The organism is Rhizobium sp. P1_E1 (assembly GCF_056406015.1).
In genome coordinates this window covers 37696-61083 of sequence record NZ_JBFUAY010000008.1, presented here as the reverse complement: position 1 = coordinate 61083, position 23388 = coordinate 37696, and the positions used below count along the sequence as shown (strand labels likewise).

Genomic DNA, 23388 nt, shown 5'->3' with positions numbered 1-23388 from the left:
GGGGAACAATCATGTCAAATTCTCAACCGACGCTCGCCAAGAGCCTGACCGGGCTGCATTTATGGGGACTTGCAGTCGGCCTCGTCATCTCGGGCGAATATTTCGGCTGGAGCTATGGCTGGGCGGCCGCCGGCACACTCGGCTTTTTGATCACCACGATCCTGATTGCCGTCATGTACACCACCTTCATTTTCTCCTTCACCGAGTTGACGACAGCTATTCCCCATGCCGGCGGGCCGTTTGCCTATGCGCTCAGGGCTTTCGGCCCGCTCGGCGGCTTCGTTGCCGGTTTCGCAACACTGGTGGAATTCGTCTTCGCCCCTCCGGCCATCGCGCTTGCCATCGGCGCCTATCTGAATGTGCAGTTCCCGGGGCTTGATCCGAAAATGGCGGCCGTCGGCGCCTATATCGTCTTCATGGCGCTCAATATTGTCGGCGTCACCATCGCTGCGACATTCGAGCTCTTCATTACCATCCTCGCCATTATTGAACTCCTGGTCTTTATGGGTGTCGTTCTACCCGGCTTCTCCGTCGCCAACTTCGCGGCCAATGGCTGGGCTGGCGCCCCTGAATTCTCGGTCGGCGCCATTGGAGGCATCTTTGCCGCCATTCCATTTGCCATCTGGTTCTTCCTGGCGATCGAAGGCGCGGCAATGGCTGCCGAGGAAACCAAGAACCCCACCCGCACCGTGCCGATTGCCTATATCGCAGGTATTCTCACTCTCGTATTCCTGGCTTTCGGCACGATGATCTTCGCGGGAGGCGTGGGCGACTGGCGCACGCTGTCCAACATCAACGATCCGTTGCCGCAGGCGATGAAGGCTGTCGTCGGAGAATCCTCCGGCTGGCTGCATATGCTGGTCTGGATCGGTCTGTTCGGCCTGATCGCATCGTTCCACGGTATCATCATGGGCTATTCCAGGCAGATTTTCGCGTTGGGCCGCGCAGGCTACCTGCCGGAAGTTCTCGCGAAGATCCATCCGAAATTCCGCACGCCATATCTTGCTATCCTCGCGGGCGGCGTTGTCGGCATTGCCGCGATCTTCTCCGACAACCTGATCCAGATCGGCGGCCTGCCGCTGACTGCCAATATCGTCACGATGTCGGTGTTTGGCGCGATCATCATGTACATCGTCTCCATGGCATCGCTGTTCAAACTTCGTCGGACCGAGCCCGAGCTTGCCCGACCGTTCAAGGCATGGGGCTATCCCGTTGTCCCGGCCATTGCCCTTGGGCTGGCACTCGTCGCGCTGGCGGCGATGATCTACTACAACTTCCTGATCTTTTTGATCTTCCTCGCGATGGGCGCGGTGGCGTTCGGTATCTGGCGCTTGCTGTCAGGCGGCGTCGCCAAGGAAGCGGCAGCTTCCGCGTAACAAGGCTCTCTGGCTCGATCATCAAGCAGGCAATCGGACGAACTGGTTCCGATCGATATCAACGACCCTCGCCGAGTTTGGCGGGGGTAACTTCAGCGCAAAGCTTGGCTAAGCTTACATCACGTTCCGGAGCCATTCGCTGCGCGCGGCCATTCAGGGGGCAGCCCCCTCGCAGAAGACCGTCGCTAGGCCCGCGTTCGCCACCGATCGGTTCACGACACCTGACGACGGGCCCGCCGCATCTTCACGGCCCGCCTTGCCCCCAATCCCACCAGTGCCGCCACCATCCAGCCGCCGACAAAACCGATCGCGCCCCAGACGAGACCCGCAAAGCTGACGGGAACGCCGGGCACGAAATCGCGCCAGGTATTGGCAAAAACGACGTCATCCGCGTCTTGCAGCAGCACGAAAGGCTTGGCGACGGGTGCGGCGGTGCCAAGGTGGAGCTGCTGCGACAGCAGCGTTTCGTAACGTGTGATCGTGCTTCGCATGGAAACGCCGCGGTCGCGCAGGAAATCGTCGGATGATTGCGCATAGGCGTTCAGCGCCTGCTGGCGATCGAGATGGTGTTCGGCCGCCTGGACATTGAAATCCTCGACGATGACTCGCAATTCGTCGATCGCCCCGCCGATCCGCTGGCGGTATTGCTGCGCAAATTCCGGCGCCTGCGAAAAGACCGTGCCGCCGGCAAGCCCGGCGACGACGGCGATGATCCTTGCAATCGGTCCCATGAATGATGCCTCCGGCTATCCCCCTGCGCTAACGATCCGGCGCGTCAAAGGTTTCTGCCTCCGTCACAATCGGTAACTCTATGTGATTGAACCGACTGCGCTTCCAGCGAGTTGATGCCGTGACCAACTCAGAAAGAGAGGCTTGTCATGAAACAGATTATCCTTGCCTGCACGCTCGCTGCTGCATCCATCTTTTCCGCAATGCCGTCCCAGGCGGCAAGTGTGACCATCACCACGGATGATGCCAGTCCCACTTACCGTCATGCGGAACGGCCCTATTATCGCCATCACATGCGGCCGCGCCACGTCTCCCAGGACTGCTTCACCAAGACGGAAAAAATCCGCCGTCACGGCCATACGGTCGTCAAGGAAACCCGAATCTGCCGATAAGGCAAATCCATGCAGAAAAAGCCCGGCTGATACTTCAGTCGGGCTTTTCTCATCTGATCTCGCCGATGAGGAACTTCGCAATATCAGCCGCGTTTATTGTGAAACGGGAGTATTCATCATGCGTATCAAGATGATTCTTTTGGCCATCTCTTATGTCGCCGTCAGCGTCGTGCTGCTTGCCATCGCCTATCAGCCGCAGAGTTCGGGCGCCATGCAGAAAACCGATCGTCTGGCCGGCTCGTCCTTCCTTGTCGAACGCTTCGCCGGTTGATCAGCTGAGCGCCGGCTTATAGGCGAAGACGTGCTATTCCTCGTCCGGCAGGTCTGCACCCGGAGCAGCCCGCCGTCTGGTCAATGCGTACCGTCAAGCGAAGATCCGCCAAGCAGAATCCGGTTCTGCACCGCATGCACGCCCTCGACGGCCTTGGCGACCGCGGTTGCCCGTTCGATTTCGCCCACCGTGCCGACTGTGCCGCTCAACACGATCTGGTCGTTCTCCATCGTCACTTCGACATCAGACGCATCGATGCCACCGGCGATCGCCAGCGCATTGGCAACGGCCGCCTCGACCGATGCGCGATTGGCGATTTCGGCTTCCATCTCGGGTTCGAGCCCGTGAAATGTCTGCTCCTTGAAAACCATGATCCATTCCTCCGTGAAACCTGCGGAGGAAACGCCCTTCGACAGAGTTTGGTTTCAGCACCGCTACCAGTTAACGCGATAGCGGAGATTGACGCTGCCAGCCTCACCCCCCGAAAATGGATTGTTCATCGACGCATCGAAGTTGAGGTTCGGCAGGATGGTCTGGCTGACCGCCACCGTACTCGAGAAGTCGCCGCTGGCATTGCTGACGCCTGTGCCTGCCGAAAGCGAGGTTCCCGTCCAGGGATGGATCAGTTTCAGCGCTTGGGATGCCGTCACAGAAGCCTGCCGGGCATCGACCGGGTCAAATTGAACGCTGATGGACCGGCTCGATTGCATGTCGAGCGAATCGGACAGGATCCAGCTACGCGAGCGGCTGAGGGTCAGCGCGCCGCTGCCGCGCAGCGTATCAACGCTGACGCTCGCGCCCTGCTGTGACTGGCTTGCCGGGGTGACGTTCGTCCTGGTGATCCTGCCCCAAAGCATTGCCTGTTCGGAATCGGGCAGTGGCGCCCCGCCCTTGGTCGAGGCAAGCGCGATGTCGGCGCCAGCGCTCGTTTCCCATTCCGCCGGCAGGCGAAACCCCATCGTCGCCTTGTAGGACCGGTCCGAAAGCTTGGTCGGCGACCAGATCAGCAGGTCGTCCGCCCGCGCCGCGGTGGTGAGCGAGGGCAGGATGGCGAATAGAATGCATGCTATTTTGGATGTCGTCATGAAGTAAGAACATTTTGCCTGACACAGGGCCGCGGCTCCGAAACCGAAGCAGCAGCACACATGAAGCGCTCGCAGCGAACGCGATCAGGGATCACGGCCAAGCCGCTCATCCCGGTTTCATCCTCGATTTAATGGTTGGCTCGGAAAGCCGGCGGCACCGAGTGCCTGTTCTTCAATAGACGCCTTAGCGCCCCGAATTGCCCATGCGACCGAAACCAGCCGCAGCGGAACCGCGATTCCTCAAGCGATGTTATAAGGATCACATCCAACCGCCGTTCTGTAAACCCCTTAAGGGTTGAAATCTGCTGCACCGCACACTTGCCGCCCCCTCCAAAGCCTAGTAGAGCCTGAGCCTACGAGAGAAATTTTCGCGAAATTCCACATGATGACCGGCAAAAGCGCGCCGCGGCGCCTCAGCATCTTCGGTTCGACGGGTTCGATCGGCCAGAATACACTCAATGTCGTCGATCATCTGGGCGGACGGGAGAACTTCGAAATCTCCGTGCTGACCGGCAGCGGCAATGTCGAATTGCTGGCCCGGCAGGCGAAATCCTCCGGTGCGCGGCTGGCGGTGACGGCAAACGACCGGCATTACGAATCACTGAAGAGCGAACTTTCCGGCAGCGGCATCGAGGTCGCCTCGGGAAAATCCGGCCTGATGGAAGCCGCCGACCGCGAAGTCGACTGGGTGATGGCGGCAATCGTCGGCACCGCGGGCCTGGCGCCGACCCTTGCCGCCGCGCGCCGCGGCGCCGATATCGCTCTTGCCAATAAGGAATGCCTGGTATCGGCCGGCGATCTGTTCATCGCAGCGATCCGCGAAGGCGGCGGCAAGCTGCTTCCTGTCGATAGCGAGCACAACGCCATCTTCCAGGTGCTGGAAGAGAACCAGCGTCACGCCATCGAGCGGGTCATCCTGACGGCGTCGGGCGGTCCCTTCCGCACCGCCTCGCTGCGTGACATGGCTGATGTGACGGTGGAAACCGCACGCGCCCATCCGAACTGGTCTATGGGATTGAAGATCTCGATCGACAGCGCCTCGATGTTCAACAAGGCGCTGGAGATGATCGAAGCCCGGCACCTTTTCGGTCTGAGACCCGAACAGATCGAAGTCATCTTCCATCCGCAATCGATCATCCATTCCATGGTCGGTTATACCGATGGGTCGGTGCTGGCGCAGCTCGGCGCGCCCGATATGCGCACCGCCATCGGTTATGCCCTGTCCTTTCCACGCCGGCCGAACCTGCCGGTCGAGCGGCTGGATTTCGCCAAGCTCGCCAGGCTGGATTTCGAGGCGCCGGATGAGGTGCGGTTTCCGGCGTTGCGGCTCGCACGCCTGGCGATGATGCGCGGCGGCGTTCAGGGCGCGGTGTTGAACGGCGCCAAGGAAGTGGCGCTCGAAGCCTTCATCGAAGGGCGGCTGTCCTTCCTCGCCATGGCCGAGGTCACTGAGAGGGTCATGGACGATCTGGCCGGCCTACCGCCGGCTGCCGGCATGGACGATGTCTTCGCCGCCGACAGGGAGGCCCGGCAAAGGGCCGCGGAGCTCATGACCCTGGCGATCRCCGAGTGAAGATCAGACGGGCCGATCGCCGAGTGGTCGCCCGCCTTTGATCCCGACGACCGCTATTAGCGCAACCGGTTCCCGCCCTCGTCGAACAACCGGCAATCCGACGGTTCAAACAGCAGGTTCACCTGCTCGCCCGCCGCAATACTGATCGGTGATCGATGCTCGACGGTGAGCGACTGGCCATCGGCAAGCTGGCAATAGAGATATTGCGTTCCCCCGAGATATTCTGAGAAATCGACCCTGGCCGTCAGGCTGCCCGATAGATCAGATGCCACCTTCAGATGCTCCGGCCGCAGGCCGAGCGTCACCGCGGCACCAACCCGCCGGTTTACGGGCGGCAGACCGCTTTCGATCTGCCGGCCGGCGACTTCGACCAGGCCTCCCTCACCCCAGCGGGCATTCAAAAGGTTCATCCGGGGCGAGCCGATGAAGCCCGCCACGAAGGTATTCGAGGGATTCTCGTAGATTTCCCGCGGCGTTCCCGCCTGTTCGACGCGGCCGTCGCGCAGTACGACGATCTTGTCGGCGAGCGTCATCGCCTCGGTCTGGTCGTGCGTGACATAGATCATCGTGTTGCCGAGTTCGCGGTGGAGGCGGGCGATCTCGATGCGCATCGAAACGCGCAGTTCGGCATCGAGATTGGACAGCGGTTCGTCGAACAGGAAGACATCGGGCTTGCGCACGATCGCCCGGCCGATCGCCACACGTTGCCGCTGGCCGCCGGAAAGCTGTCCCGGCCGCCGGTCGAGAAGATGGTCGATCTTCAGGATCGCGGAGGCGGCCTTGACGCGCGTCTCTATCTCCGCAGCATTGGTGCGCGCCATCTTCAATCCAAAGGCCAGGTTGTCGCGCACGCTCATATGCGGATAGAGCGCGTAGGACTGGAAGACCATGGCGATGCCGCGCTCGGAGGGATCGAGATCGGTGACGATACGCCCCTTGATCTCGACCTCCCCGTCGGTCACGTCTTCCAGGCCGGCGATCATGCGAAGAAGCGTCGATTTTCCGCAGCCGGAAGGGCCGACGAAGACGACGAATTCACCCTCCGCGATCGTCAGGTCGATCCCGTGGACCACCTGCAGATTGCCATAGCTTTTTCGCACGTCCTGGAGCACGACGCTCTTGTTAGCCATACCGTTCGTCATCCCCAACAGACCTACTTGTCCGACTGGACCCAGACGAGCATCTCTCCGGGCGCGCGGTTGTCCCAGAGATGATAGGGCACGAAACGTGCGGTGGCGACCTGCCTTTCGGCCGGCGCTTTGCGGTAGAGCGGGGTTCCCCAGTTCGACGTTTCCTCGCGCTCGACCCTGAGATCAAGGGCGACGGCATCATTGAGATCCTTCAGCACGACGGTTTCGGCTGTGGAGAGCTCGCGGGGCAGGACGATGGCGTTGAGGTCTTCGCCATTGTCTGTGGTTTCGACGCAATAGACCAGCGGGCCGCGCATCAAGGCGACGCGCCCGGCATCCTGGCGCACCTTCGGGTTGGCATATTGCGGCCGAAGCGCCAGCGGCAGGTAGAGGGCGACACGATCGCCCGCGGCCCACTCACGATCGATCCTGGCATATCCGTCCTGCATATTGGCATTGAGATCGAGCATCTCTCCGTTGACGCTGAGGGTTGCACCATCGGCCCAGTCCGGAATACGCAGCGACAGCGCAAACCGCGCCGGTTTTTCCAGCCTGGTCGTAAAGGCGACCGCGCCCTCCCACGGATAGTTGGTGGTCTGCTCGAGCTCCACCTCGGCGCCATTGGCCAACTTCAGCCGCGCGGTGCTCTCGCCATAGAGGTGCACGGCGATCTCATTGTCCGAAACGGCGTACATGTAGGAGCCGATCGAGGTCACCAGTCGGGCGATGTTGGGCGGGCAGCAGGGGCAATGGTGCCATTTCCACCGGTGATGTTTGCCGGCACTTTCAAGCGGGTTGTCATAGAAGAACGTCTTGCCGTCTGTGGAAAGCCCGGGCAGCGCGCCGTTGTAAAGCGCCTGTTCCATGATGTCGGCATAGCGCCGATCCGGACCTCGTCCGAGCATGCGGCTCGCCCAGAACACCAGCCCGACCGAGGCGCAGGTCTCCGCATAAGCGGTATCGTTCGGCAGATCGAAGTAATCGGTAAAGCCTTCGTTGGAGGCCGCCGGCCCGATGCCGCCGGTGATGTACATCTGCTTGGTCGTCAGATCGTCCCAGAGCGTTTCCAGCGCTGCCGTCAGGCTGTCGTCCTTGTATTCGGTGGCGATGTCGGCCATGCCCGAATAGAGGTACATGGCGCGTACCGCGTGGCCGACGACCTTTGTCTGCGCGCGCACCGGCTGGTGCGCCTGCGCATATTCATAGGTCTTCTGGTGGTACTGGGAGACATCGCGGCCGTCCCGGCTTGCTTCCGCCGTGAAGAAATGCGGTTCGGTGCCGCGTTCGTCGATGAAGTATTTCGACAGGTCGAGATATTTCTTCTCGCCGGTCACGCGGGCGAGCTTGACCAGCGCGAGCTCGACTTCCTCGTGGCCGCAATAGCCTGATATCTGGCCTTCGCCATGACCGAAAATCTTGATCATGTAATCGGCATAGCGGCACATGATGTCGAGCAGCTTGCGTTTGCCGGTCGCCTGATAATAGGCGACCGCAGCTTCCATCAGGTGGCCGGCGCAATAGAGTTCGTGATGGTCGCGCAGGTTGGTCCAGCGGCGGCTCGGTTCCACACGCTGGAACCAGGCGTTGAGATAGCCGTCCTCGTCCTGCAGCTTCTCATACAAGTCGATGATCTCGTCGGCGCGCGCCTCCAGCTTCGGATTCGGCCGGCGATAGAGCGAATAGGCGATGGTCTCGATCGACTTGCCGAGGTCGGAATCCCAGAACATCTGCGTCGTCCCGCCCCATGGCTGAATGGGAATGACGACCCCGGGGCTCGGCTGATCGACGTCGATCGCCTTGAGCATGCCGGCCTCGACGCAGCGGTCGAGAAGGGTCTCGGCGGTGGAATTGCAGACGGCGTCCTGCCATTTGCCCCAGAAGCCGCCGAGCTCCACATCGGGAACGGCGACGGGACGAAACTGGCGGTCATTGCTTGGTTTGGTCATGGGCTCCACTTTCTCTCAGATCATTTCACCGCGCCGGCCATCAGCCCGCGCATGTAGTAGCGTTGCAGGAGCAGGAAGACGATCAGGCAAGGGATCGTCATGACGACGACACCGGCCTGAACCGCTCCCCAGTTGATGGCGCCGAGCCGTCCGGCGCGAACCGCCGTCATCAGCACCGGCAAAGTGTATTTCTCATTGCTGGAGAGCAGCACGAGCGCGGCGAGAAACTCGTTCCAGGCATTGAGGAAGGCAAAGATCGCAACCGTCGCGACGCCGGGAAGCACCAGCGGCAGAAGAACCCGGACCAGAAGCCTGAGGTCGCGCGCGCCGTCGATGCGTGCGGCCTCTTCGATCTCCTTCGGCACGGCGTCGAAGGCGTTGCGCATCATGAAGACCGAGAAGGGCAGCTGCAGCGTCACATAGACGAGTGTCAGCCCAAGCAGCGAATTGTTGAGACCGAGCTTTGCCAGGATGATGAAGAGCGGCGTCAGGATCGATTGGAACGGGATCATCAGCGTCGCGATGATCAGCACGAAGAGCGCATTCTTCAGCGGGAATCGGTATCGCGAGAAGCCGTAACCGGCGAGCAGGCTGACGGCGACGGTCAACACCACGGTGGCGACCGAAACGAACAGCGAATTGATCATGTGCCGCCAGATGCCGGCGCCGAACGTATCGAGCAGCGCGTAGGAATCGATGCTGACGCCTGAGGTCGGCCACGGCGGCAAAGGCGGCAGGCTGGCCTCCGTGCCATGCCGGAAGGACGACAACAGCGTGATCACGAAGGGGGCGAGAAAGAAGATCGATATGGCGATGCCGGTCAGATGATAGGCCGACTTCGTCCGGACGGCCTTGCGCGCGCGACGTTCCTTTGAGGTGGTCATGGACGCTCCTCCCCGACGCGAAGCAGCCAGAACTGCACGATGCTGATGGCGACCAGGATGGCGAGAAGCACGATCGAGAGTGCTGCGCCATAGCCGAGATTGAACGACACGAAGGACTGATTGAAGATATAGTAGACCACCGAGATCATCTTGTTCTGCGGACCGCCCGCGGTCATGATGTAGAACTGGTCGAAGGCGAGGATCGAACCGGTGACGGAGACGATCAGCGCCAGCGCAATCGTCTTGCGCATCAGCGGCAGCGTCAGATGCCGGAACCGCTGCCAGCGGCCGGCGCCGTCGATGCGGGCGGCCTCCGTCAGCTCGGACGGAATGGCCTGAAGCCCGGTCAAAAGAATGATCATGGTGAAGCCTGCGATCTTCCAGACGACCATCACCACGATCGTCAGAAAGGCGGTGTCGAAGGTCGCAAGAAGATTGGGGCTCTTTTCGACAAGGCCGAGCGCCTTCAAGGCCGGGCCGATGAAGCCGCTATCGACATTGGCGAGCCAGACCCAGAGCAGGGAGGCTGTGGCAAGACCGACCACGACGGGCAGGAAGATGATCGTGCGGTAGGCGCCGACGAACTGCCGTTCCTTTTCGACGAAGATTGCCAGCGGAAAGGCAATGGCGAAGATCGCGATGGTGACGATCACGGTGTAATAGGCCGTGAAACTCAGCGCCGTCATGAAGCGGGTGTCGTTGGCCATGCGGAAATAATTGTTGAAGCCGATCCAGCGGGACGCCCCCATCAGCGGCCAGTTATGCAGGCTCATCCATCCGGTGAAGAGAACCGGCATGACGAAGAAGACGATGACCAGCGCCATGGCCGGCGCAATGTAGGCGAGACCGCGCCAGTTCGATCGGCGCCGTCGCCTGCGCCGAGGCAATAGAATCTCTGAACCGGAACCGGTCATCAAAACGCTCCGCATCTGTCGAGTGGAATTGGCCGGGAAGCTGCCACCGCTCCCCGGCCGCGGCCGGGAGAGAGTTATTGGCCGCTATCGATGATCGATTGCATTTCCGACTGGGCGCTCGAAAACGCGCCGTCGACATCGTCGCCGAAGATCGAGGCGTTGGTGAAGCTGGCCCAGGGTCCGTTGGCGCTGTTGATCAAGTCGTTGAACTGCAGCGTATAGGGTGTCTTGGCGACACCGATCGCCTTCAGGCCGACCTGCATGCGCGGATCGAGACCTTCCAACACCTTATCGGCGATATCGCCGCGCGTCGGCAGGCTGCCATATTTCGCCATGATCTTCTGGCCGTCCATCGAATACACATATTCGAGGAACTCCTTCACCGCGTCGATCTTCTTCGTGCCCTTGGTGATGACGAAGTTGTCGCCGCCGGCAAAGGACGAAGGCTTCCCGTCGACGCCGGGAATGAGGGTTACGCCGAAGTTGATATCGGGATGCTCGGTCACCAGCGTGCCGATGGCAAAGGCGCCGAGGCTTTGCTGGCCGATCTTGCCGTTGGTGAAGGTCAGGAAGTTCGCGCCGTTGTCGCTGGCGGCTCCCGCCGGCACGAGGTCCTTCTTGACCATGTTGCGGTAAATATCGACGGCCTTGCGCATCTGCGGCGTATCGAGCGTCGCCGTCTTGCTGTCGGCCGACAGGATATCGGCGCCCGCACCCCAGACGAGCGGCGTGAACGTGAAGATCATGCAGCCGCCGCAGCCGCCGCCGGAGAAATAGAAGCCGTAGGTATCGTCACCCAGCGCCCGGATCTTCTCGGCATTGGCGGTAATTTCGTCCCAATTCGCCGGTGCCTTTTCCGGGTCGAGGCCGGCCTTCTTGTAGAGATCCTTGTTCCAGGCAAAGACGGAGGTTTCGACCGACAGCGGCAGGCCGTAAATCCGGTCCTGATAGGTGCCGAGGCGAACATGCGATGGCGAAAGCGAGTTGAAATAGGGCAGGGATTTTGCCCAGTCCGTCAGGTCTTCCAGCTGCCCGGCCGCAGCAAAGGCAGGGTTATAGATGAGATCCATCGACAGCGCGTCTGGCGCCTGTCCGCCGGCGATCGCCGTCGCATATTTCTGCACCAACTCGGAGAACGGCACTTCGGTCATCACGACCTTGCTCTCGTGACCGGAATTATAGGCTTCGACAACCTTCTTGAAGGCATCGCCGATCCCCGAGCGAACCCACATTTCGACATTTTCGGCAGCCGACGCGGCCGACACCAGACATAGGGTAGCGATGCTGGTCGCCGCCAATAGACGCTTGATCATGACACTCCTCCCGATATGGCGCATCTCCTCGCGCCTTTGCTCATTCACGTGTTCTCATTCCGTGGGGGCTTTCCCCCCGCATGACTGCCGGACGATCAGCCGGCACGGCAATTTCCTCACTCCCGGCTCGACAGGCCGTCCTTCCGCAAGCGCGAGCACCGTCAATCCGGCTTGTCGCCCGAGCTCCTTCAGTTCCATGTCCACCGTTGTCAGCGGCGGCCGCGTCTGGGCAGCGACAATCTCCCAATTGTCGAAGCCGATCACCGAGACGTCCTGCGGCACCTTGACGCCGCGTTCGCGCAACGCATCCACAGCACCGCGGGCGATCTGATCGTTGCCGCAGAAGAGCGCGTCCGGTTTTTCTCCCGGTCTCTTCCAAAGCTGTTCGACCGCCTCATGGCCCCAGTTTTCCGACCAGACGCCGTAGAGCACCGGCTCGCGGTGACCTGCGACCTCGTGATAGGCGCCGGCACGCTCCCGCACCGAGAAGAAGTCCTCCGGACCGGTGATGTGCGCAATCCGCCGCCGCCCGATCTTCACGAGCCATTCCACCGCCAGCCGCGCACCCTGTTCGTCGTCAGACCGGAAGGTAACGCTGTTCTGCGTCCCCTCCGTGAATGCGTAGACGACAGGCACATGCAAATTCGACAGATCGACAGGCAGACGTCTGTCCAGACGTTTTCCTGTCGCGATGATGCCGTCGACCTGTTTGTCGAGCATCGCGTCGACATGGATCTGAGCGAGCGCCGGATCGTCTTCGATGGCGCACAGGAAGACCGAAACGCCGTGATCGACGAGAGCGTCGGAAATACCCGCCATGACAGGCAGCGTGAACCGGCCATAGGTGTCGTTCGTCAGCAGCCCGATAGTGAAGCTGCGTTTGCTGAGAAGACCTCTCGCCAGCGCATTCGGCCGATATCCGATTTCGGCGGCGATCCGTTTCACCCGCTCGCGCGTTTCCGACCCCATCCGGCCGGTATCATTGAGAGCTTTCGACGCCGTCGAGATGCTCACCGCGGCAGCYGCCGCCACCTCGTGGATGGTGATCCTGCCTCTTTTTCCTCCCGATATGTTCAGAACGTCCTCCTTCTGAAGTGACCTGAGAAAAGCTTTTACCAATCTCTATGTCAAGTGAGAAAAGGTTTTCTCACGCGAGCTCAAGGCGACGCAGTTTGCGGGAGGACGCAAGCGCAGGGAAAGATCCATGCGCATCGGTCGGGCCGATTGCGATGTGTCATCGGTGTTAAGACCAGGCGCAGAGCGGATGATCTTGAACGGGCATGGGAGGCTTGTTGCAGCGTCTTGCGGGAGCAAGGCTGATCGCTGTCAGAACCTCCAGTGGAGGCCCTGAATTACGGTTGGAACCGAGCGATCATCGAAAAATCAGGCGACGTGCCTTGCGAGCGCGCAGCGCGACCACAGCGAATGCAGCGCTTCGACCAGATGGGCGATATCGGCATCGGAATGCAGCGGCGTCGGCGTGATGCGCAGGCGCTCGGTCTTCTTCGGCACGGTGGGATAGTTGATCGGCTGGACGTAGACGCCGCAATTGTCGAGCAGCAGGTCGGAGATCCACTTGCACTTGGCCGCATCGCCGACCAGCACCGGCACGATATGGCTCGGGTTGGGCATATGCGGGATGCCGCGCTGGTCGAGCAGCGCTCTCAGCTTGCGGACACGGTCCTGATGGCGGGCGCGTTCGAACTGGCTGACCTTCAAATGCTGGATCGAGGCGACGGCGCCGGCGGCAAGTGCTGGCGGCAACGCCGTGGTGAAGATGAAGCCGGAGGCAAACGAGCGGATGAAATCGCAAAGTGCCGTCGAAGCGGCGATATAGCCGCCCATCACCCCGAAAGCCTTGCCGAGCGTGCCTTCGATGACCGTCAGCCGGTCCATCAGCCCCTCGCGCTCGGCAATGCCGCCGCCGCGCGGACCGTACATGCCGACGCCATGCACTTCGTCGAGATAGGTCATCGCCCCATATTTGTCGGCGAGATCGCAGATCTCCTTGATCGGGGCGATATCGCCATCCATCGAATAGACGCTCTCGAAGGCGATCAGCTTCGGCGCCTTCGGATCGGCGGCCTTAAGCTTGGCTTCGAGATCGGCCACATCATTGTGCTTCCAGATCACCTTGTCGCACTTGGCATAGCGGATGCCCTCGATCATCGAGGCATGGTTCAGCGCGTCGGAGAAGATGATGAGGCCGGGAATCTTCGCGCCGAGCGTGCCGAGGGCTGCCCAGTTGGAAACATAGCCAGACGTAAAAATCAGCGCCGCTTCCTTGCCATGCAGGTCGGCAAGCTCACGCTCGAGCATGACGTGATGGTGGTTGGTGCCAGAAATATTCCGGGTGCCTCCCGCACCCGCGCCACAGTGGTCGATGGCGTTCTTCATCGCCTCGATCACCTTCGGATGCTGGCCCATGCCGAGATAGTCGTTGGAGCACCAGACCGTGACTTCCTTTTCGCCATCCACGGTGTAACGCGTCGCGCGGGGAAAATTGCCGCGGTGACGTTCGAGATCGGCAAAAACGCGGTAACGGCCCTCGGTACGAAGCCCGTCCAGCTCGTTTTTGAAAAACGCTTCGAAATCCATCATATGCTCCAGTATCACGCGGATGTTCTTGATGACTGGACGTCCGCGCGTCAATGCTTACCCTTTGCTTTAACATCAACTGCGGCAAAAGGCCCAGATTTTTGAATGATTCCAGATAAAAAATATGCGAGCCGCGATCAACGAAATTGATGCCGCAGACGGCAGCCGAATTTGCGGACCGGGCAAAAGGCGACCCAGCCTGGTCGCAAAAAAATCAGCACATCGGATGGACAACCCTTTCTTCCGACATAGTTTTCGGTCTAGCCTGACAAAAAATAAGAAGGGACGGCCTTTGCCCGCTGGGCAACAACCTCGGAGAAAAAAGATGAAGAAAGTTGTCATACTCGCATTGATCGGCCTGTCGATCGCAAGCTGCACGCCGACGCAGCAAGGCGCCGGCATCGGCGCTGCATCAGGTGCCGTCATCGGCGGCGTAGTCACCGGCAACGTCCGTGGCGCGGCAGTCGGCGCCGCTATCGGCGGCGTGTCCGGCGCCCTCATCGGCAGCGTCGCGGAACAGCCTGGCCAGTGCTACTATCGCGACCGCTACGGCCGCCGCTACATCGATAGTTGCCCGCGCTGAGAGCGCTTGGAAATCGGCAAATTCAGGAAATCCCGGACACACGTCCGGGATTTTTTGTGCTAAATTAGCGCGTTGGCAATTTAAAATGGTACACCCCGCGCGATTTTGTCGCTAAGCTGTTCATGGCTGGGCAACGAAGCTTCAATGTAGACACAACCAAAAGCGGCGGATGCGGATCAGAGGGACAGGCCCGAAAACAGGTACTGCGTATCGGCGAACAGGCACCATGATGGTAGTCGCAGCGGCAGCTGCGTTCTCACCGGTCCTGATCGGCGACGCTTATGCCTTCAAGCTTTTCGGCATCACCATTTTCGGCAAAGAAGAAGACGAAGGCGAACAGGTGCCCGATCCGGTGCGCTACCACGTCGACCTCAGGGCCGATACCGCCGATCCCGACCTGAAAGAAGCGCTGGAAAACAGTTCTCGTCTCCTCAGTGACCAGAAGCAGCCGGTTTCCGGCGATCTCGGCATCGTCGTCAAGGCGCGCGACGACCGTGAGCGGCTGATCGCCGCCCTGTATGAAAAGGCCCGTTATGGCGGCCTGGTGACGATCACCATCGACGGCAAGAATATCGACGACCTGCCGCCCAATCCGACATTCGACCGGTCAGGGCCGATCCCCGTCACCGTCGACATTGCTCCCGGCCCTGTTTTCAAGGTCAGGGAGGTACAGTTCGGCGGCGATGCCGCAAACCATAATCCCGCCGATTACGACCTCGCCCCGGGCGCGCAAGCCGGCTCGCTGGCGATCATCAAGGCCGGCGACAAGATCGTCGAACAATTGAAGAGCGAAGGCCGGCCCTTCGCCAAATTGACCGAACGCAAGGTCGTCGCCGATCATAACAGCGACACCGTCGATATCGTCCTTGCTGCCGAGGGCGGTCCCATCGCCCCGATCGGCGATGTCGGCGTCACCGGCGAGAAGACCGTCAGGCCAGGTTTCATCCAGCGCTATTCCCGGCTGAACAAGGGCGAAGCCTACTCCCCGGAAGCGCTGAAGAAAGCCGGCGAGCGGCTTCGCGCCCTCGGCGTCTTTTCGAGCGTCACCATTCACGAAGGGGATGCGCTGGCGCCGGATGGCACCTTGCCGATGACGATCGAGGTTTCGGAAGGCAAGAGGCGCTACTTCGGCGTCGGCGCGCAATATTCCACCACCGACGGCTTCGGCATTCAGGGCTATTGGGGCCACCGCAACCTGTTCGGCGAAGCCGAAACGCTGAGGATCGAGGGAGCGGTCTCGCGGCTTGGCGAAACGACGGATGTCGGCAGCCTCGACTATTCCGCCGGCATCCTCTTCACCAAGCCCGGCGCCTTCTTTCCCGCCGCCACCCTGAAGGCGGGCATCGTCGCCAAGACCGAAAATCCGGATGCCTATAACGCGACGCTCGTCACCGCCTCGCTCGGCCTTTCCTACGAGCTGACCGACCGGGACACGGTCTCGGCCAGCGGCGAGGTCAGCTGGGAGCGCGACGATGACGCCTTCGGCGAGAACGACTATCTGACCTTCACCCTGCCGATCCAATATGATCGCGACGCACGTGACGACAAGTTCAACCCGACGGAGGGTTATCGCGCGACATTCTCGGCAAAGCCCGGCTACGAAATCTTCAACGCCACGCCCTATGCGGCATTCGAGGGCTCGATCTCCGGCTACCTGCCGTTCGGCCAGGAGGACGGCGTGGTGCTTGCCGGCAAGGTTGCCGCCGGCGTCCTGATCGGCGGCGATAGCATTGGAGATATTCCCGCCACGCAGCGCTTCTTTGCCGGCGGCGGCGGCTCCGTGCGCGGATACAGCTATCAGGAAATCTCGCCCTATAACGACAATGGCGATGCCACCGGCGGCCGCTCCTATGTGACCGGTTCGCTGGAGGCTCGCATCAAGATCACCGATACGATCGGCATCGTGCCCTTCATCGATGTCGGCACCGTATCGGACAGCACCTTTCCGGGTTTTTCCGATATTCGCGCCGGTGCCGGCGCCGGAATACGATATGCAACGCCTTTCGGCCCGCTGCGGCTTGATTTTGCCATGCCGCTGAACAAGTACGAAGATGGCACAGATTACGGAATCTACGCCGGCATCGGCCAATCCTTCTAGAATTGCCGATTCCCCCGTGTTTTCCGATCTGTGAGCCGTCATGAAAACGGGGTAGTGTCCGCGCCGATGCAAATGCTGGCAAAAATCGTCAACTGGATCGTACGGCTGACCGGCTATGCCGTCGGCGTCACTTTGATTCTCGCTGTCGCGGCACTTGCGATCTTCGGCTTCACCAGTTTTGGCGCCCGCATCGTCACCGAAAAGATAGCCTCCACGCTTTCCAACCGCGACATGACGATCCAGGTTCGTGAACCGCAAGGTCTTCTGACCGGCGGGCTTCGCGCCGCCGAGATCTCCATCTCCGATACCAGGGGCGTCTTTGCGGAAATTCATGGCATCGCGATCGACTGGAATCCGCTTGCGCTGCTGACCGGAACCTTCCACGCCAAACGCTTCGAGATCGAAGCGATCAACGTGCTACGCAAGCCGGTGCGCACCCTGCCCTCGCGGCCCGGAGCTGAAAATTCCGGCGGATTCGCTCTTCCGATCAAGGTCGATATAGACCGCGTCGCGCTGCCCGATATCAAACTTGCCGCACCCGTTGCCGGCCGCGCCTTTGCGCTCGCCGCCGAAGGCAGCCTTTCGGCGAACGGCGATGGCGGCGAGGCCGTCGTCAATGTCAGCCGTCACGCGGTACCGGATGCGCGGCTTGCCGCCGACATCGCCTATGCGCCGGCTGAAAACCGGCTGCGGCTGAAGGCGCAGCTTTCCGAGCCGAAGGGCGGGCTGCTGGCGGGCTTTCTCGGCTTGCCGGATAGCCCGGCCGTCAATATCGATCTCGACGGCCAGGGGCCGATATCCGATTGGAAAGGTAAAGTGCAGGCCGCCCTCGACGGACAGCAGCGCGCCGCAATCGAAGCCCGGCATCAGATCACGGCAGACGGATTGCACCACCTCGACCTCAAGGGCGGCGGTGACTTGAGCTCGCTGCTTCCATCGGCATTCCGGCCGCTTTTTGCCGGCCAGACCAATATCGATCTTGCCACCACCTTCGACGACCGCGGCAAGATCGATATCCAGACCGGCAATATCGCCACCGGCAGCGTCGTGATCGCCGCCTCGGGCACCCTCGATCCAGCCGGCAACAACAGCCTGAACGCCAATCTGCTCGGCACGTCGGGGCCTGTCGATTTCCGCTGGCCGCTCGCTGAAGGCGAAGCGCGCTTCCTCATTTCTGGCCTCAACCTGGCGCTAACCGGCGATGCGCAGGCCGCCCGACTGAACGTCAGCGGCTCGGTCGACACCGCAACCCTTCCGCAGGCCAATATCGGCAACATCAAGCTGACCGCAAAGAGCGACGCCTTCAATCTCGCCGCCCGTTCCGGCAGCGTCCAGTTGCGCCTCGTTGCCGGCGATACGACCTTCACCGACCCGAACCTCAATCGCGCCGTCCAAGGCCCGGTCACGATCGCCTCGCCGCTGCAGATCTCGCCCTCCGGCATCGGCTTCAACGGTACCACCGTCGAAAGCGCCAATATCAACGGCGGCCTCAACGGCTCCTACCGGCTGGCGGACAAAGCGCTGACCGGCAACCTCAAGCTCACCATCAACCCGGCAGCTCTGCCGGCTGCGATGACAAGCAGGTTCGACGGACCGATCTCGCTGGAAAGCCAGGTGGTCGGCACCATCCCCTCAAAATTCGCACTGTCCAATCTCGTCCTGAAATCCGGCACGCTCGAAGCCGCCGGCAACGTCGCACTCGACGGCGGGACGTTGAATGCCGATCTCTCCGGCCGGCTGCCTGACATCGGCAAGCTCATCCCCGGCGCCAGTGGTGGGGCGGGTTATGCGTTGAGGGTGGGGGGTGAGCTCCCGGCAATCTCCGTGACGGCCAATCTCAAGGCCGCCAGCCTTGAAATGGCCGACCGCGTGCTCGGCAACCTCAATATCGACCTGTCGGGTCTCGCCGATCCCAAGGCGCCGCAGGGCAGGATCGCCGCCACCGGCACGATCGATGGCCAACCGATCGGCATCAACGGCGACATCACCTCGCAGGACGGCAAGATAAGCATTCCGGCGCTGACCGCCGATATCGGCGGCAACCGACTGACCGGCAATGCGGAATTCTCGCCTACCCTGGAGCCAACAGCCGCACTGACCTTCGATTTCCCCAATGTCGGCCTGCTCGCCGCACTCGGCGGACAGAAGGCCGAAGGCGATCTCAAGGGTTCGCTCGGCGTCAGCAGCGACAGTGGCAAGATTGCGCTCAAGCTGCTTGCAACGGGCGGCTCGATCCACCGTGATACGCTTGCGATCGTCAAACCGGATATCGATGTCACGATCAGCGATCTCAATGCCCTTGCCGCAAACGGCACTATCAAGGCCGAGGGGGTAAGCGCCGGAACGAACAAGCTTGCCGGCCTTTCGCTGGGTTTTACCAAGCAGCAGAACCATACCGACTTCGATCTCGATGCTGCCTATGACGGCAATCCCGTGCTGGCCGCGGGCAATATCGAGGCTCAGGACGGCACGATCCACCTGAACCTTGATCGCTTCTCGGCAAGCCCCCGCAATATCCCGATCGAGCTGGCCGCACCGACGCAGGTCGCCATCGGCGGCGGCGCCGCCAATCTGAACGGACTGATGCTGAAAACCGGCACCGGCTCGGTAACCGTTACCGGTACCGCCGGCGAAACGCTGAAGCTTGATGCAGATATCCGCGAGCTGCCGGCAGCGCTCGCCAACGGTTTCGTGCCCAACCTTTCAGCCGGCGGCACGATCTCCGGAACGATTGCCGTGACGGGAACGCCGTCAGCACCGGTCGCCGACTTCAAGCTCGGCTGGAAGGATGCGACGACGGGCCAGACCAAGGGCGCCGGCCTGGCGCCGCTCGACATCACCGCCGGCGGCAAATTCGCCGACAACAAGCTCGATTTCGACACGACGGTCGGCAGCAATGACGGCCTCTCGCTGAAGGCCGCCGGCAATGTCGCGCTCGCCGACCCGAAGGCACCGGTGCTTGATGTCAACGCCGATATCCTCAACCTGCCTGCCCGCATCGCCAACGGTTTCGTTCCCGATCTCGCCGCCGCAGGCACGATTACAGGAAAAGTGACGGCCTCCGGCTCCCTCGCTGCGCCGACCGCCAATTTCGATCTCAACTGGAAAGACGCGGCGACGAGCCAGACGAAGCGTGCCGGCCTTGCGGATCTCGGCGTGAAGGCAACCGGAAAATTCGCCGACAACAAGCTCGATTTCGATACGGCGATCGGCGGCGGAAACAGCCTCTCGGTGAAGGCGACCGGCAATGTCGCCATCACGGGCACGACGATCGGCAACGTCAAGGTCGACGCTGCGCTGGCAAATGTCCCGGCGAATATCGCAAATAGTTTCGCCGCCGACCTCGCCGCCGAAGGCGCGATCTCAGGAAAGATCTCGGCCAGCGGGTCGCTTTCCGCTCCGAGTGCCGATTTCGATCTCACATGGAAAGACGCGGCAACGAGCCACACAAAGCGCGCCGGCCTTGCTGCGCTCGGCGTGACCGCATCGGGAAAATTTGCCGACAACAAGCTTGATTTCAACGCGGTGGTTGGCGGCGCCAACAGCCTGTCCTTAAAGGCAAACGGCAATCTTGCCATCAAAGGCACGACGATCGACAACCTCACGGTCGACGCCACACTGGCGAATGTTCCGGCAAATATCGCAAACAGCTTCGTCGCCGATCTCGCCGCCGAAGGTACGATCTCAGGAAAGATCTCGGCCACCGGATCCCTCCCGGTTCCGAATGCAGATTTCGATCTCACTTGGAAAGATGCGGCGACGAGCCACACGAAACGTGCCGGCCTTGCAGCGCTCGGCGTGACCGCATCGGGAAAATTTGCTGAAAACAAGCTTGATTTCAATGCTGCAGTCAGCGGCGATAAAGACCTCTCACTGAAGGCCATGGGCAATGTCGCACTCGCCGGCACGGCGATCGACAGCATCAAGGTCGATGCCGAGATCGCCAAGCTTCCGGCCAGTCTCGCAAATGCCTTCGTTCCCAATCTGGCGGCCGGCGGCACGATATCCGGCACTGCGTCCGCCTCAGGGACACTCGCCGCACCGAAAGCCGACTTCAAGCTCGACTGGACGGATGCTGCGACCAGCCAGACCAGAAGCGCTCATCTCTCGGGCTTAGCGCTCACCACATCCGGACGCTTCGCCGACGACCGGCTCGATTTCAATGCCACTCTCGCCGGCAAGGACGGCCTCTCGCTGAAGGCCGCTGGCAACGTCGCGATATTAGGCACCTCGGTTAAAACCCTCGACGTCAAGGCCGATCTTGCCAACCTGCCGGCAGGCCTCGCCAATGGCTTCGTCCCGGGTCTTGCCGCCGAAGGCACCGTCTCGGGCACGGCATCCGCCTCCGGCGCGCTGCCTAAACCGGCGGTCGATTTCAAGCTCGACTGGAAGAACGCCGCGACCGCCCAGACCAAGAGCAGCGGCCTTTCGGGCCTGAGTGCCGCGGCATCCGGCAAGTTCGCCGACGACCGGGTCGACTTCGATGCCAACCTTAGCGGCAAGGACGGCGTGTTGGCCAAGGCGACGGGCGGCGTCACGATCGCGGGAACGGCCATCCGGGACCTTTCGATCAATGCCGATATCCCGGCGCTGCCGGCAAATATCGCAAATGCTTTCGTTCCCGGTCTCGGCGCCGAGGGCACGCTTTCGGCAAACGCCATAACGTCGGGAACGCCGGCAAATCCGATCGTCGATTTCAAGCTCAACTGGAAAGATGCCGCGACCAGCCACACCAAGGCTGCCGGCCTTTCCCGCCTTGCGCTGGCGGCGACGGGAAAATACGCTGGTGACAGGCTGGATTTTGATGCCGCGCTCAACGGCAGCGGCGGTATTGCGCTGAAAGCCGCCGGCAATCTCGCCATCGCAGGCACGTCGATCAAGTCTCTCGATGTTACGGCGAATACCACCAATCTTCCGGCCAGCATCGCCAACGGCTTCGTTCCCGGCCTTGCAGCCGAGGGCGCGGTCTCAGCAACCGCAAAGGCCACCGGCACGCTATCGGCGCCCTCCGTCGACTTCAAGGTCGACTGGAAGAACGCGGCGACGAGCCAGACCAAAGGTGCCGGCCTTTCGCCGTTCAGCATCGGTGCATCAGGCAAACTTGCCGGAAACAGGCTGACGGTCGACACCAGCCTTGCCGGTGACGCCGGCATGTCGCTGAAAGGCGGCGGCAGTGTCGTGATCACAGGCAATCGCGCCCTCGACATGCGATTCAACGGCAATCTTCCTTTCGCCGTGCTCGGCGCCCCGCTTGCGCAGCAGGGGCTCGTTGCGGACGGCGTCGCCACCGTCAACCTCCAGATTGGCGGAACGGCCGCAGCGCCCGTTATCAACGGCACTGTCTCGACATCAGGCGCGAAGCTCGTCGACGTCCGACGCAATCTTGCCGTCAACAATCTTGCGGCGACCGTGACCTTCAATGGCAGCCAGGCCGTGATTTCGCGCCTCAGCGGCAACCTTGGCGGCGGCGGCACGATTTCGGCCAGCGGCACCATCGGCATCCAGCCGGCCGGCGGCTTTCCCGCTGACATTTCGATCAAGCTCGACAAGGCGGTCTATGTCGATGGAACGCTTGTCGTCTCGACCGTCAATGGCACGGTCGGCCTGCGCGGGCCGATCATGAATGCGACGCTGAGCGGCAACCTTCGGCTGGACAAAACCTCGATCACGGTCCCGGAAAAATTGCCGACCTCGCTGAGAGAAGTCGACATCCGGCATAAGAATGCGCCGCGGGCGGTGCTTGCGCAGCTACGCGATGACGGTGAGCGGAAACCCGGCGAGAAATCCTCCGTGATCACACTGGATCTCGAAATCGATGCGCCCTCGCATATCTTCGTACGCGGCCGCGGCATTGATGCCGAGCTTGGCGGCCGGGTGACCATCCGCGGAACAGCGGCTGCACCCATCGTGACCGGCGGTTTCATCATGCGCCGCGGTCGCATGACCATTCTCAACCGCCGCCTGGATTTCTCCGACAAGAGCAGGATCACCTTTGCCGGCGACCTGACGCCGGCGCTCGATATGGAAGCGACCTCGGCCTCCGGCTCGACGACGCTGACCGTCGACGTCGCGGGTCTCGCCACCGACCCCGCGATTACCTTTTCCTCCTCGCCCCAGCTACCGCAGGACGAGGTGCTGGCGCAGCTGATCTTCGGCCAGTCGATGTCGAAGCTCTCGCCGGTGCAGATCGCCCAGCTCGCCGACGCCGTCAGTCAGCTGGCCGGCAACCGCTCGACCTCGCTTTTCGAAGGCCTGCGCAACCAGCTCGGCGTCGACGATTTCGACGTCAGCACCGATTCCAAGGGACAGACGAGTGTCAGCGTCGGCCGCTATCTCAACGACCGCACCTATTTCGAATTGCAGCAGGGCGGTTCGGCCGGCGCCAAGGCGGTGATCAACCTCGATGTCGGCCGCGGCGTCAAGCTGCGGGGAGCGGCCGGGGGTAATGGCGCGGGCGAAGCCGGCATTGTCTATGAACGGGAATACTGAGCCAGCT

17 protein-coding genes are annotated in these 23388 nt (G+C 61.6%); 7 read left to right on the top strand and 10 right to left on the bottom strand.

Annotated elements, in window-relative coordinates; translation table 11 throughout:
• Positions 1–11: 11 nt before the first annotated feature.
• Entirely contained in the window at positions 12–1376 is a 1365-nt protein-coding gene (gene eat / locus AC1D1Z_RS05525) for an ethanolamine permease (protein WP_018243818.1), read from the top strand.
• A gap of 212 nt (positions 1377–1588) precedes the next feature.
• On the opposite strand, the gene AC1D1Z_RS05520 is transcribed toward eat, so the two are convergent.
• The gene (locus AC1D1Z_RS05520; RefSeq protein ID WP_018448133.1) at positions 1589–2107 is read right to left on the bottom strand and encodes a DUF2937 family protein; all 519 of its coding nucleotides are present in this window, start codon (positions 2105–2107) and stop codon (positions 1589–1591) included.
• A gap of 147 nt (positions 2108–2254) precedes the next feature.
• Here AC1D1Z_RS05520 and AC1D1Z_RS05515 point away from each other — a divergent pair, with 147 nt between their 5' ends.
• Both AC1D1Z_RS05515 and AC1D1Z_RS05510 read left to right on the top strand, forming a co-directional pair.
• On the top strand, positions 2255–2497 hold the full coding sequence (locus tag AC1D1Z_RS05515) for a hypothetical protein (protein WP_018448134.1): 243 nt from the start codon (positions 2255–2257) through the stop codon (positions 2495–2497).
• A gap of 118 nt (positions 2498–2615) precedes the next feature.
• Positions 2616–2768: a hypothetical protein gene (locus AC1D1Z_RS05510; RefSeq protein WP_018448135.1), complete on the top strand. Its 153-nt coding sequence runs from the start codon at positions 2616–2618 to the stop codon at positions 2766–2768.
• A gap of 80 nt (positions 2769–2848) precedes the next feature.
• On the opposite strand, the gene AC1D1Z_RS05505 is transcribed toward AC1D1Z_RS05510, so the two are convergent.
• The gene (locus AC1D1Z_RS05505) at positions 2849–3139 is read right to left on the bottom strand and encodes a BON domain-containing protein (RefSeq protein WP_018448136.1); all 291 of its coding nucleotides are present in this window, start codon (positions 3137–3139) and stop codon (positions 2849–2851) included.
• A gap of 63 nt (positions 3140–3202) precedes the next feature.
• Positions 3203–3853: a hypothetical protein gene (locus tag AC1D1Z_RS05500; RefSeq protein WP_131647581.1), complete on the bottom strand. Its 651-nt coding sequence runs from the start codon at positions 3851–3853 to the stop codon at positions 3203–3205.
• 382 nt (positions 3854–4235) lie between these two features.
• Between AC1D1Z_RS05500 and dxr the strand changes: the two genes are divergently transcribed.
• Entirely contained in the window at positions 4236–5426 is a 1191-nt protein-coding gene (dxr, locus tag AC1D1Z_RS05495; protein ID WP_477849757.1) for a 1-deoxy-D-xylulose-5-phosphate reductoisomerase, read from the top strand.
• Between the two features lie 56 nt (positions 5427–5482).
• On the opposite strand, the gene AC1D1Z_RS05490 is transcribed toward dxr, so the two are convergent.
• The 7 genes from AC1D1Z_RS05490 to hemA all read right to left on the bottom strand — a co-directional run bounded on the left by AC1D1Z_RS05490 (position 5483) and on the right by hemA (position 14211).
• A complete protein-coding gene (locus tag AC1D1Z_RS05490; protein ID WP_131647580.1) occupies positions 5483–6568 on the bottom strand; it encodes an ABC transporter ATP-binding protein in 1086 nt (361 codons plus the stop codon).
• An 11-nt stretch (positions 6569–6579) separates the two neighbouring features.
• Positions 6580–8502, bottom strand: a complete 1923-nt coding sequence (locus AC1D1Z_RS05485) for a glycoside hydrolase family 127 protein (RefSeq protein ID WP_131647579.1) — start codon at positions 8500–8502, stop codon at positions 6580–6582.
• A 20-nt stretch (positions 8503–8522) separates the two neighbouring features.
• The gene (locus tag AC1D1Z_RS05480; RefSeq protein ID WP_131647578.1) at positions 8523–9386 is read right to left on the bottom strand and encodes a carbohydrate ABC transporter permease; all 864 of its coding nucleotides are present in this window, start codon (positions 9384–9386) and stop codon (positions 8523–8525) included.
• A complete protein-coding gene (locus AC1D1Z_RS05475; RefSeq protein ID WP_131647577.1) occupies positions 9383–10300 on the bottom strand; it encodes a carbohydrate ABC transporter permease in 918 nt (305 codons plus the stop codon). The genes AC1D1Z_RS05480 and AC1D1Z_RS05475 overlap by 4 nt, the downstream gene beginning before the upstream one ends.
• Before the next feature lie 74 nt (positions 10301–10374).
• On the bottom strand, positions 10375–11613 hold the full coding sequence (locus AC1D1Z_RS05470) for an ABC transporter substrate-binding protein (protein ID WP_018448143.1): 1239 nt from the start codon (positions 11611–11613) through the stop codon (positions 10375–10377).
• Between the two features lie 54 nt (positions 11614–11667).
• Positions 11668–12645 carry a LacI family DNA-binding transcriptional regulator gene (locus AC1D1Z_RS05465; protein ID WP_028734255.1) on the bottom strand — a complete coding sequence of 326 codons (978 nt, stop codon included), beginning with the start codon at positions 12643–12645 and terminating at the stop codon, positions 11668–11670.
• A 351-nt stretch (positions 12646–12996) separates the two neighbouring features.
• On the bottom strand, positions 12997–14211 hold the full coding sequence (gene hemA / locus AC1D1Z_RS05460; protein ID WP_018517247.1) for a 5-aminolevulinate synthase: 1215 nt from the start codon (positions 14209–14211) through the stop codon (positions 12997–12999).
• 325 nt (positions 14212–14536) lie between these two features.
• Here hemA and AC1D1Z_RS05455 point away from each other — a divergent pair, with 325 nt between their 5' ends.
• From AC1D1Z_RS05455 to AC1D1Z_RS05445, 3 genes are all read left to right on the top strand, one after another.
• A complete protein-coding gene (locus AC1D1Z_RS05455) occupies positions 14537–14794 on the top strand; it encodes a YMGG-like glycine zipper-containing protein (RefSeq protein WP_012759223.1) in 258 nt (85 codons plus the stop codon).
• Between the two features lie 169 nt (positions 14795–14963).
• Positions 14964–16892, top strand: a complete 1929-nt coding sequence (locus AC1D1Z_RS05450) for an autotransporter assembly complex protein TamA (RefSeq protein ID WP_028734254.1) — start codon at positions 14964–14966, stop codon at positions 16890–16892.
• Positions 16893–16958: 66 nt separating this feature from the next.
• Positions 16959–23381: a translocation/assembly module TamB domain-containing protein gene (locus tag AC1D1Z_RS05445; RefSeq protein WP_447011246.1), complete on the top strand. Its 6423-nt coding sequence runs from the start codon at positions 16959–16961 to the stop codon at positions 23379–23381.
• Positions 23382–23388 lie beyond the last annotated feature (7 nt).

Bases quoted from the DNA above. Each gene is read 5' to 3' on its own strand.
- eat (WP_018243818.1), top strand. From the start codon at position 12: ATGTCAAATTCTCAACCGACGCTCGCCAAGAGCCTGACCGGGCTGCAT.
- AC1D1Z_RS05520 (WP_018448133.1), bottom strand. From the start codon at position 2,107: ATGGGACCGATTGCAAGGATCATCGCCGTCGTCGCCGGGCTTGCCGGC.
- AC1D1Z_RS05515 (WP_018448134.1), top strand. From the start codon at position 2,255: ATGAAACAGATTATCCTTGCCTGCACGCTCGCTGCTGCATCCATCTTT.
- AC1D1Z_RS05510 (WP_018448135.1), top strand. From the start codon at position 2,616: ATGCGTATCAAGATGATTCTTTTGGCCATCTCTTATGTCGCCGTCAGC.
- AC1D1Z_RS05505 (WP_018448136.1), bottom strand. From the start codon at position 3,139: ATGGTTTTCAAGGAGCAGACATTTCACGGGCTCGAACCCGAGATGGAA.
- AC1D1Z_RS05500 (WP_131647581.1), bottom strand. From the start codon at position 3,853: ATGACGACATCCAAAATAGCATGCATTCTATTCGCCATCCTGCCCTCG.
- AC1D1Z_RS05490 (WP_131647580.1), bottom strand. From the start codon at position 6,568: ATGACGAACGGTATGGCTAACAAGAGCGTCGTGCTCCAGGACGTGCGA.
- AC1D1Z_RS05485 (WP_131647579.1), bottom strand. From the start codon at position 8,502: ATGACCAAACCAAGCAATGACCGCCAGTTTCGTCCCGTCGCCGTTCCC.
- AC1D1Z_RS05480 (WP_131647578.1), bottom strand. From the start codon at position 9,386: ATGACCACCTCAAAGGAACGTCGCGCGCGCAAGGCCGTCCGGACGAAG.
- AC1D1Z_RS05475 (WP_131647577.1), bottom strand. From the start codon at position 10,300: ATGACCGGTTCCGGTTCAGAGATTCTATTGCCTCGGCGCAGGCGACGG.
- AC1D1Z_RS05470 (WP_018448143.1), bottom strand. From the start codon at position 11,613: ATGATCAAGCGTCTATTGGCGGCGACCAGCATCGCTACCCTATGTCTG.
- hemA (WP_018517247.1), bottom strand. From the start codon at position 14,211: ATGGATTTCGAAGCGTTTTTCAAAAACGAGCTGGACGGGCTTCGTACC.
- AC1D1Z_RS05455 (WP_012759223.1), top strand. From the start codon at position 14,537: ATGAAGAAAGTTGTCATACTCGCATTGATCGGCCTGTCGATCGCAAGC.
- AC1D1Z_RS05450 (WP_028734254.1), top strand. From the start codon at position 14,964: ATGCGGATCAGAGGGACAGGCCCGAAAACAGGTACTGCGTATCGGCGA.
- AC1D1Z_RS05445 (WP_447011246.1), top strand. From the start codon at position 16,959: ATGCAAATGCTGGCAAAAATCGTCAACTGGATCGTACGGCTGACCGGC.